Consider the following 9,988-nt stretch of genomic DNA (forward strand, 5'->3'; position numbering starts at 1 on the left):
AACATGCAAATCTGAAATATAAATTTGGAAACCGTCATTTTTGGTCAGAAGGCTATTATGTGACAACGGTGGGCATCAATGAAGCAACAATTAGGAAATATATCAGAGAACAGGAAAAACATGATATCGCCGTTGATAAATTAAGTGTTCGGGAATATGAAGACCCTTTTAAGGGTAGTAAGTAGTACAAGCACCCCTTAAGGGGTGAGCAAAAGCGGCAAGGACAAATTGGCTTGAACTAAAAAAATGAGTGGTTGAAAACAAAGTGTTAGTTTTGTCTCAGCCACCTCGGTAATAGAGGATTATAACCTCAGTGCAAACGACCCGTTTGACGAATCGTTTTAATCAAAATGAACCAAGTTTACCTATCTGTCTCGCTTTTTTTTCAAGAAAGAAAGAGAAAAATATAGTTAGATTTAAATAAAATATACCTACCAATAATTCTAGAAATAATTGATATTTAAAGTTACTATTAGATAAATATAATTTTGCTGATGTAATTCCATGACTTAAGGGAATTATGTCATTAATAAATCTCAAATAGTGAGGCAGTTGAGATATTGGAAAATTGGCTCCAGAAAACATTAATAAAATATAATAAAATAAATTCAACAAAAAGTTAAGACTATCTGTAATAAAAGCAAGATTTGAAAGAAAAAGACCAAAGCACACACTAGAAAACATGCTTGAGATAATAATGAGGAACAGACTAAAAGATAAATGTATACTTTGAGAAAAAAAATAAGATGAAATTTGAAGGCCGAATATAGTTGTAATGGTTGAGACAATTACTGGAAATATCGTATTTGCTAATATAAATCTAAAGGTCGATGATGGTGAAGCAATTAAGGTTTCAAGTCTGCCATTATAGCGTTCTTTAACCATTATTGATCCGACTCTAAATAAAGATAAGTTGGCACTTAGTAAAAAAGAATTACCAATTACCCAAGTATTTAAATCAGAGTTAGGACGAGTGAAAGAAGCTATTAGAACAAAAAAAGATAGGTTAAAAATCGGAGAAACAACTTCTAGAAGAAAATATTCCTTAAATGAACTAATACTATTTTCTGATTTAAAGGGAAGCCATGAAAGTATCCAAAAGCTATTTGACAAATTAGACCACCTCGAGTGTTGCATTTTTTCTAACTTGAGAATCGATATGTTTCCACAAAATCAGAATGAAAAGACAGTATATTAAATTTAATAATATGGTTTCTTTAAATGCATGATTGATCTGGTAAATATCTAAATTCTTATGTAGAGATTCGTGTAATAATTTAGTTGTCCATGTCGGCGTTAAAACGTAACTTATAAATCTAATAAGTGCTGGAAGTTTATTTGTTGGAAATGCAAATCCACAAAGAATAAAAATTGGATATTCAATCATGTTCATATATAGAGATGATTTTCTGGAAATTAACATAAGGTAAGAAATTGGCATTGAAATTATAGAAAAGCTTACAATTATCATTATAAAACTAATAATAAAATAGTACTTGTGATATATAGGCATGGATATTTTGAAAAATAAATGTGCCGATATTATTGAGATTAGAAAAGCCATACTTGAAAGTATAGTGTTTCCTATTATTCTATAAAAAATTGTTAAGTTAAAATTTAGAGGAGCGACATACACTGTTGAGAGTGTTCCAATGTATCTTTCTCTGGAAATATCCCCGATAGATGAGAACGTTATGCTTGACCATAGTCCCATGAGACCTGAACCAAATACTATGTAATTAGCTGCGTCAGAAACATTGGATTTTCTAAACATTTCAAATATTAACATTGTATTTACAATTGGACTTACTATTAATGTAAAACGATACATTGGTCTGGATAAAGACATCTTAAATTGTAATAACACATTGTAAAATATGGATTGGAAAAAAGCCATTAGCTATCCCCCTTAATAATAGAAATATAAGCAGACTCCAAATCATTACCCTTAGTGGCATATTTTTCAATTATTTCATCAGGAGTACCTTTTGCCACCAAATTTCCTTTGTTTATAATGGCAACGGAGCTACATAGTTCTTCAACTTCCTTCAAATAATGTGTTGTTAGAACTATTGTTGTTCCATGATCGTTTAGGTTCTTTATTAGACCATGTATCTTCCTAACACTAAGCGCGTCTAAGCCAATAGTGGGCTCATCCATAAATAATATAGATGGAGAATTTATTAAGCCTTTAGCTATTTGCAAGCGCTCAATCATTCCTTTAGAAAAGTTTTCAACAAGTCGATCTTTTACATCATATAAGTCAACTTGGTTAAGCAATTCAGGAATTCTTTTTTTTAGAGTGTGGGTATTTACTTTATACAAATTTCCAAAATATATAAGATTATCCAATGGAGTAAGCCTTTTATAGACGCCTTGTTCTCCACCAAATATAAAATTTATTTTCTTGCGAATTTCCTTATAGTCTTTCGTTACATCCAAATCATCAATCAAGACGTTGCCAGATGTTGGAAGAAGCAAGGTGGTGAGTATTTTTATGGTTGTTGATTTGCCAGCTCCATTTTGTCCAAGGAGTCCGAAGATTGTTCCTCTTTTAATTTTTAGACTAACGTTATTTAGGGCTGTAACTTCTTCAGTAGGTGAGAACCAGCCGGTTTTATTTTTAAAAATTCTCGTAAGATCAGTTATTGTAATTATATTTGTATTGTCCATATTAACCTTTGACCTTTTTTATGATTTTTTTATTAACCATGTACTCTAATAAATTTTGTAGATCATTTTGGATTCTTTCACTATCAATTTCTGGATATTTATCTTCCAACATTAACTTTAATTCATCAGAAGAAGTTTGTTTGGACAATTTTTGCCAAACAATAAGAGCACTGTTATTGAACATGAGCGAACTATTTTTTCCAATAAGAATGTATTCATGCGCAATTTTTCGCATACGATAATTTTTGTCGTCTCTTAAATAGTATGTCATAGATTTCGAGTCCCTTCTCAGTTGTATATTTTAATAGTTTAATATCTTGTTTAAGAAGCTAATTAGGTCTGAACAGTACTTTTCATCAGAAATAATATTCAACTTATTTTGGATCATGAATAGTTGTTCCGAGGTTTTCTTTATAAGTAGATTGTTGTGACAACTACTTAATACTTTTAAAGCCCATTTTTCTCTATCAATGTAAACATGCTGGCCTAATAAAAACGCGATTAATACGTTACCGAGTTGCTGATTCAATTGGAATATTGCACTTTTATATAATCCCAATTGAATATCTCCTGTAAAGTCGTCGTATGCATTATCGAATTTGTTTGTATACCACCTTTTACCTAATTCAAAATAATTTTCCTTGTTTATTGAGTGGAATAGTGGGTTGGGGTTTTGATCTTCTGTAACCCCTATTAATATTCTATTGAGAATATTTAGTGTTTCATCTGGAGCTAATTCGTTAAAGGATAAGCTGTTTTTTGTTCTGGTATGTATATCATTGATATCTATTGAATTAATTTTAACGATTAGATCCGTAATAAATTTCTGATCCCATATCTCTACATCAAATGAATACCCAGAAAAATTAAAAAAAATATCTTTTTTAAAGGCTGAAGTATAGGTACTGTCAATATCATGGATGTGGGGAGAAATTATAATTATATCTATATCGGAATTATCATTAGCAGTTTTTGCAATGATAGAACCAGTTTGAAGCATGATTGATTGTTGCAAGGAAAAGTAAGGATAATTCTTTTTAAATCCTTCTTTAAATATTCTGAAATTTTCTATAACTTTTTTTTTATTATATTCACAAATCATGAAGCACACCTCTTTAAATAAAATAGAATGAAATAGTTTTTTTTAAAGCTATAATAATTGAAAATATAGTGTATGAGTAGAGATGGATATATGCTTTGAGATGAGCATATTAGTACACTGGATATTACACTTAGCTCTATCTGTAAAAGAACATCTTTAAATTTAAAACCCGTAGTCCAGTTGAAAGAAAAATGTGCAAGAGGGAAAATAATACTAGAAATAAATACTGAAATAGCAAAGAAGTTTATTTGTGATGCTAGAACGGTGGCTCTAAAAAAAATTTCCTCTCCGATTGGGAAAAAAAGTAAACTGAGCAGACGGACAAATGTCATTTTTACTTGTTTCGTTGTAAAGGTGGTAAGAGCTATTTGTGTCTCAAGAATAATTCTGTTTGAAATTGTAGGATTTATTTTTTTTACAATTAAGTTATTTAAAAATCCTAAAATAAATGCAACCAATAGGTATTTAATAGAAAAACGCTCAAAATATATACGTATATTGAATATAAAAATAGGACTAACTATTATAATTATATTAACTAGCCTACGAAGTAGTGTCTCCAAGATTTGAGAGTTAAGCTGTAACCTATGCCCATTTCCAACAAAAATGATATACAAAATCCACATAAAAGAAAATTTCAATAATAAATAATTGTTTTCTAAATATGATATTGCGACTAGCAGCAGTATCGATAAATATAAAAAATTGGTTTTTGCATTAAAGTAGTCCATATTAGAGTCTCCTATTGTTTTGTTATATATGAGAAAAGGCCCAGCTGGGCCTTTTCTCATATATAACACATAATATGAAGCACTTATAACTACGTTCTAGCATTCAAGACATAGTGCTGCAACATCTTGTACTTCAGAAATCTGCGGAGTTGTGTAGTTGTCTGTATTACTTTCCATAAAAATGCTCCTTTCTTATTAGAATGATTTGATTATAATTCAATAATAAAAAATGTCAATACAATTATAAAAATAATTTTAAGATTAAAAAAATTTGAATATGGTTAATTTTTGATGTAATATAGCTTTACATTTTTATTGGAACTATACGAAGGAGGACTCACATGGACGAGTGGACGGAAATTGTTAACCAATTTTATAGGAAGGGTGAAAAGATGCATACTTCTAATATTTTGGATAGCGACTTTATAGAACAAACTGGCTATGACAATCTCTTTGGAAAATATTTGATTAAAAGTAAAAGAGATACTTTTTTTAGTCCAACCGTTTGTTTTGATATGTTTAAAAAATTTTGTACTGATAAAAGAGAGTTTTATCAGCCAAAAATATATAGTTCTATCAATTATTGCTATCGAAACGAAACAAATATTGATAAGTATCGGAAAAGAAAATTCAAAATGATGGAGCTTTTAATTATCGGAGAGGAAACCTTTGTTAGAGGACGCCTTGATGATTACATTATGGAGTTGAAAGGAGTGATAGCGGATAAGTTAAAGATAGAATCAGAGATTTTACAGGCAAGTGATGGCTTTTTCTTGAGCCAACGTGAGGTGGAAGTATTAAAGCAACTTCAACTCAGTCAAAAAAATAAACAAGAATTATCAGTTTCAGTTAAATCGAATACTGCTCAAATTTCAATAGCTAGTGCTAACTTTCATGGTGAAAAGTATTTTAGAGCTTTGGGACTCACGGCAAAGGAAGGGTTTGTCACGGGGTGCTTTGGTATTGGTATTGATAGGTTGGAGATGTTAAGCAATGAATCAAAATATCAATAAGATTATTGATATCGTGTCGTGTCGTGAACTTAGTGACCGTGATATTATGAATGGCAATAAATGGTTAAATGGATTGGATTCCTTAGGTGTAGTTGAAGTTATTGTAGCTCTTGAAAAAGAATTAGGGCTGAAATTTAATTCTGAATTTTTAAAAAAAGAGAATTTCAGTTCTATTCAAGCAATACAGCTTACTATAAATACATTAGAAGGGAGAAATAAATGAAAAATATCGAGATAAACCTAATTACCGACACTATTAACTTAATTGAGCCAACTAGGGAAAAGAAAACCGAATACAGTCATATTAGTGAAGATCAGTGGGCGAATTTGTATGTGAACATGTCGAAAAATAAAATATTGGGGCTTTTTTATGAGTATCTTTCTTTTTATGACAATGTTTCTTTTGTTCCTGATTGGTTTATGAATATGTCTCGATTGATATATTTAAATAACTTAAGGAGAAATAAGATATTTTTAAAGGTTTTAGGAATATTAAAAAAAGATAAAGGCTTCAGGTTAATCAAGGGCAGCCTATTATTAGATTATGATTTTGAACATTTGGGAAGTCTTCAATTAAAAGATATTGACCTTTTGATTTGTGGAAAAGAAGTTGAAAAAAATATAAAAGAAACATTATTAAAAAATAATTTTTCACAAGGAACTCTGGATATGGCTAATTTGAAAAAACCCTCTAGAAGGGAAGTCGTTTTAAAAGAAATATTTGGAGATACTTTGCCATCTTATCGTGCTGTTGTTGAGAATGAAATTGTACAGGTGGATTTGCAAAAAAATATTGAGGGTAAAAATGATTTCATTAATTTGAAGGATTGTTCTTCATTAAAGCTAATGATTCTGTCAATTTTTTATTCAGAACGTAATATTCATTCTATACTTCACGGAAAAGGGATAGTTCTTTTGAGGTACGTTGAACTGAAGTGGTTATTAAAAAAATGTCAAGTAGACTTTAACTTATTGCATAAGGAATTTCTATCACCTGAAGATGTGGAAGCTTTTAAATTTGTTTTGCAACATTTTAGATTTTTATTTCCAAATGATGAATTTTCTAAAAATTATAGAGAACAAGTTGAAGATTCCCATGTCTTCTTTAATGGAGAAGTTGTTGGTAAGTGGTTAGTAGATTTTAAAAAAAGAGTGAATGTGAATAATTATGCAAAAATTCTTCGGATAACTGATGAAACCAAGGAGAAAAAATTTGAAAACTTTTTTGTTAAGGAGCTCAATAATGATGATTGATGGTACTGTTTATGATGGATCTTTAAAAAAATATATAGAGAAAAGTAACAATTGGATAGGCGAAAATCAACTTATCGTGGGAGAAAATTTTAAAGTACTTAGATCGCTTGAACAAAGTAATATTGGCAAAGTGTTCGATTTAATGTATATTGATGCACCGTATAATACAGGGAATGAAGACTTTGTAGGAAAAGAAAAAGGTACGTGTATTGATTCTTGGTCAGAAATGATCCAGAAAAGGCTAGAAATAGCTAGAGAATTTATAAAAAAAGATGGGTTTATTATCATGTCTATTGATGATCATGAAATTGCAAATACACGTACTATTCTTGATAAAACTTTCGGAAAAGAGAATTATGTTGCAACATTTGTCTGGCAAAGAAGGGATTACTTCGAGGGAGAAAAAGATATTTCTTTTGAACATGAATATTTTGTTAGCTATAGAATGTCCAGTGAATCAAAGGTTTCAAAAAGAGTATCAACATTTATTATTCCTGAGAAAGTACTTAGTGTAAGCTCATACACGAGAAGTGCTGGTAATAAAGAAATAATTACGAGCGAGTATCAAAATGAGGCAAAGGAAGAAATCAATAAGAGGTTTAACCAAGAAGCAGTTACAAACTATCCAAAACCTGTTAGGCTTTTAAAAAGAATTTTCGAAGTGTTTTTGAAGATTGATCAAGATAACAAAGTTTTAGATATCTTTTCGGGGTCTGGAACAACTGCAGAATCTATTTTAAGAGGTAATTATGAACATAATAAAAACAATACATTTACTTTAGTTCAAATGCCAAAGTTAAAGAAGGACAAAGTATATGGGAGCGTTGAAAACTTAGCAGTATATAGAATCACTCAAACAATGAAAGATCTTAAGATGAATAAAAAATTACATGTTATATATTCAGAATGAGCGATCTATAAGTTGCTCAATAATAGCCCATTTATCAAGTGAATCTGAACCGTAAATTATATTAAGGTCGTGATATTCACTAAAATAGTATATCTTTTCTATTATTACTTTATATATGTATATATATATAAATTGTTTTGCACTAGAATTGCTAATTTGCAATGATTCAACTTTTGACTTAAAAAGAGACAATGTTTTTTCTGGGTAGAAGTGGTTAAAGTCAAAGGAAGTTCTGAGTGCCATTATTACATCGTCCAAGTGGCTTGGAACCCAAGCTACTTGGTCAAAATCGATAATTCCAGCGAGTGATGCTGTATCTTTCCACAGTAAATTATTTCCATGGAGGTCCATATGAGAAAGATATAAATTTGACTTAGACAAGGTAGAGGTTAGATGTGGTCGTTTTATTTTTAGTGAGGAAATAAGGGAGAGTTCAGAAGTAAAATTTTTCAAAATTTCTTCTATATAGTTATTGTAAGTTGGAATATTAATATTTTGGAGATGATCTTTGTGGCTTATCGTATGGAATCTATTTAGATTTCTTCTGACTTCTAAAAATTGTTTTAGGGATAAAGTTGGAACACTATAACCACTGACAAAGTCGTAGGAAATAGTGTTACTGTTTATAATTTTTGGTATTTTAACTAGGCTTGGAAGAGCATTTGAAGCTAGGGCCTGGCCTGTATAAGATCTTAGCATTTGTTTAGAATCTGGGAATGATTTTATTATTTTTCCATTGGCAGATAGATAGATTTTATTTTTTGATAAACCATAAAGATATTTCATATTATCACCTTGGAGGAAAGTTATGAAGAAAAAACCAACAATAATAGTTTGTGATGGTAATGATGGAGCTGGAAAAACTACGACTATTAAATTTTTGCAGAATAAACTTATGGAAAATTATAGTATAAAATCTGTTCGAATTCCATTTAATATGTCTAATATTGTAAAACAATCAATTGATGCTGGAAAAAAAGAAAAATATGATATTGTTACGAATACTTTTTTGCATTTTGCGAGTTTAGCTGATCAAATTAATAGAAATAGTGAGCGGTCTGATATGGATATAGTTTTCATAGACAGATACATATATTCTATAGTAGGAAGGGCAATAGCACATAATTTTAAAGCACATAATTTAATATCCATATGGAATAGTTATTTCAGTTTTGATAAGCATTTGTTTTATTTTGATATTTGTCCACAGGTTGCGTGGAGAAGAAGAAATTTGATTGGAGCAGATCCTGTAACTTACTGGGAAGCGGGCTTAGATATAGAAAAAGATAAAAATAAGCATGATTCATTCATAAATTATCAAAGTATGGTTCGAAATTTATCTTTAGAGTTATTACCGAACACCGCTATTGTTATTGATGGGAGCCGGGAAGTTGAATATAGAGCAAAAATTATTGAAAGTGTGGTTGGAGTGAATAAATGAAAAAGATTGTAATAGATATTTGTGGAGAGAGTATGACCGGGAAATCAAGCTTAATTAATGAAATATCTAAATTTAACGGTTTGGTTTTGCCTAGGCATGTTACTACTAGAAATCATAGAGGGGACGATACTGATTTCTACAAATTTATTAATAGTAAACAATTGATTGATAGAAAAAAGATCTGGATAATGTCTGGTAAACCGGGTCATACTTATGGAATTGAGAACTTCAATTTTGAAAATGCACTGATAAACTCATCATTGAAGGATATTCCAAACTTAGTAAAGAAAAGTATTGAAGAAAAATTTAAAATTCTTTTTATTGTACTGTATAGTTCAAATTTGATTGATTCACTAAAACATGCACAAAGATATAGTAATAAGGAGATCGAGTACAGAAAGAAGACAAATATGAGAGACTTTGAAGACTTTTTGAATGGTGCATACTTAAATACTACCCATCAGAAGTACCTTTTTTTTGATGCAGAATATGAGTCGAAAAAGGAAATTTTAGAAAAGGCAAAGATAGAAATAATCAAGTTTATGAGGGAAAATAATGTTAATTACAGTTGAGGGTGTTACAGGTGCAGGGAAAAGTACTTTGATTAAAGAACTAGTTGAGTTGTTAAAAAAGAAAAAGAAGGAAGTATATGTAAGTTCATGGAACTCATATTCGCCAACAAATAAAATTATAAATAGAGAGAAAGATATTAGAGGACTAAAAAAATATTCACATTTTGATGTTAGGATGATTTCATGGACACGGTTTGGTAGAATCTAACTACTAAGAATAGGACGTGTCCAAAATGACCAAAAAGAGAAAAACATTTGATGAAGATTTCAAGAAGATGATCCTTGACCTCAA

At 30.1% G+C, this 9,988-nt stretch carries 15 protein-coding genes; 8 read left to right on the plus strand and 7 right to left on the minus strand.

Annotated elements, in window-relative coordinates; translation table 11 throughout:
• Positions 1 to 185: transposase (locus tag FHQ08_RS12135; RefSeq protein ID WP_230914650.1), on the plus strand; the 185-nt coding region annotated here is incomplete at its 5' end.
• A 160-nt stretch (positions 186 to 345) separates the two neighbouring features.
• On the opposite strand, the gene FHQ08_RS12140 is transcribed toward FHQ08_RS12135, so the two are convergent.
• From FHQ08_RS12140 to FHQ08_RS12165, 6 genes are all read right to left on the minus strand, one after another.
• On the minus strand, positions 346 to 1,113 hold the full coding sequence (locus FHQ08_RS12140; RefSeq protein ID WP_230914651.1) for an ABC transporter permease: 768 nt from the start codon (positions 1,111 to 1,113) through the stop codon (positions 346 to 348).
• A 1-nt stretch (position 1,114) separates the two neighbouring features.
• Positions 1,115 to 1,897 (minus strand): ABC transporter permease, encoded by a 783-nt coding sequence (locus FHQ08_RS12145; protein ID WP_230914652.1) that lies wholly within the window; start codon positions 1,895 to 1,897, stop codon positions 1,115 to 1,117.
• A complete protein-coding gene (locus FHQ08_RS12150) occupies positions 1,897 to 2,673 on the minus strand; it encodes an ABC transporter ATP-binding protein (RefSeq protein WP_230914653.1) in 777 nt (258 codons plus the stop codon). Before FHQ08_RS12150 ends, FHQ08_RS12145 begins: the two co-directional genes overlap by 1 nt.
• A gap of 1 nt (position 2,674) precedes the next feature.
• Complete coding sequence (locus tag FHQ08_RS12155) at positions 2,675 to 2,908, minus strand: PqqD family protein (protein WP_230914654.1); 234 nt, start codon at positions 2,906 to 2,908, stop codon at positions 2,675 to 2,677.
• Between the two features lie 66 nt (positions 2,909 to 2,974).
• Positions 2,975 to 3,775, minus strand: coding sequence for a hypothetical protein (locus FHQ08_RS12160; RefSeq protein WP_230914655.1), 801 nt, complete (start codon positions 3,773 to 3,775; stop codon positions 2,975 to 2,977).
• Positions 3,772 to 4,506 carry a CPBP family intramembrane glutamic endopeptidase gene (locus FHQ08_RS12165; RefSeq protein WP_230914656.1) on the minus strand — a complete coding sequence of 245 codons (735 nt, stop codon included), beginning with the start codon at positions 4,504 to 4,506 and terminating at the stop codon, positions 3,772 to 3,774. Before FHQ08_RS12165 ends, FHQ08_RS12160 begins: the two co-directional genes overlap by 4 nt.
• Positions 4,507 to 4,847: 341 nt before the next feature.
• Between FHQ08_RS12165 and FHQ08_RS12170 the strand changes: the two genes are divergently transcribed.
• Genes FHQ08_RS12170 through FHQ08_RS12185 form a run of 4 tightly spaced genes read left to right on the plus strand, consistent with a single transcriptional unit; the run spans position 4,848 to position 7,683 of the window.
• Positions 4,848 to 5,519 carry an aminoacyl--tRNA ligase-related protein gene (locus tag FHQ08_RS12170; RefSeq protein WP_230914657.1) on the plus strand — a complete coding sequence of 224 codons (672 nt, stop codon included), beginning with the start codon at positions 4,848 to 4,850 and terminating at the stop codon, positions 5,517 to 5,519.
• Positions 5,500 to 5,742, plus strand: coding sequence for a phosphopantetheine-binding protein (locus FHQ08_RS12175; protein ID WP_230914658.1), 243 nt, complete (start codon positions 5,500 to 5,502; stop codon positions 5,740 to 5,742). Before FHQ08_RS12170 ends, FHQ08_RS12175 begins: the two co-directional genes overlap by 20 nt.
• Complete coding sequence (locus FHQ08_RS12180; RefSeq protein ID WP_230914659.1) at positions 5,739 to 6,773, plus strand: hypothetical protein; 1,035 nt, start codon at positions 5,739 to 5,741, stop codon at positions 6,771 to 6,773. Before FHQ08_RS12175 ends, FHQ08_RS12180 begins: the two co-directional genes overlap by 4 nt.
• Complete coding sequence (locus FHQ08_RS12185) at positions 6,763 to 7,683, plus strand: DNA methyltransferase (protein ID WP_230914660.1); 921 nt, start codon at positions 6,763 to 6,765, stop codon at positions 7,681 to 7,683. The genes FHQ08_RS12180 and FHQ08_RS12185 overlap by 11 nt, the downstream gene beginning before the upstream one ends.
• Here the strand turns inward: FHQ08_RS12185 and FHQ08_RS12190 are convergent.
• Positions 7,675 to 8,469 (minus strand): phosphotransferase, encoded by a 795-nt coding sequence (locus tag FHQ08_RS12190; protein WP_230914661.1) that lies wholly within the window; start codon positions 8,467 to 8,469, stop codon positions 7,675 to 7,677. The genes FHQ08_RS12185 and FHQ08_RS12190 overlap by 9 nt on opposite strands.
• A 22-nt stretch (positions 8,470 to 8,491) precedes the next feature.
• On the opposite strand from FHQ08_RS12190, the gene FHQ08_RS12195 reads away from it, so the two are divergent.
• Genes FHQ08_RS12195 through FHQ08_RS12205 form a run of 3 tightly spaced genes read left to right on the plus strand, consistent with a single transcriptional unit; the run spans position 8,492 to position 9,904 of the window.
• Positions 8,492 to 9,124 (plus strand): nucleoside/nucleotide kinase family protein, encoded by a 633-nt coding sequence (locus FHQ08_RS12195; protein WP_230914662.1) that lies wholly within the window; start codon positions 8,492 to 8,494, stop codon positions 9,122 to 9,124.
• Positions 9,121 to 9,696, plus strand: coding sequence for a hypothetical protein (locus tag FHQ08_RS12200; protein WP_230914663.1), 576 nt, complete (start codon positions 9,121 to 9,123; stop codon positions 9,694 to 9,696). The genes FHQ08_RS12195 and FHQ08_RS12200 overlap by 4 nt, the downstream gene beginning before the upstream one ends.
• A complete protein-coding gene (locus FHQ08_RS12205) occupies positions 9,680 to 9,904 on the plus strand; it encodes a hypothetical protein (protein ID WP_230914664.1) in 225 nt (74 codons plus the stop codon). The genes FHQ08_RS12200 and FHQ08_RS12205 overlap by 17 nt, the downstream gene beginning before the upstream one ends.
• Positions 9,905 to 9,988 lie beyond the last annotated feature (84 nt).

This window comes from Agrilactobacillus fermenti (assembly GCF_021030645.1).
Taxonomy (GTDB): domain Bacteria; phylum Bacillota; class Bacilli; order Lactobacillales; family Lactobacillaceae; genus Agrilactobacillus; species Agrilactobacillus fermenti.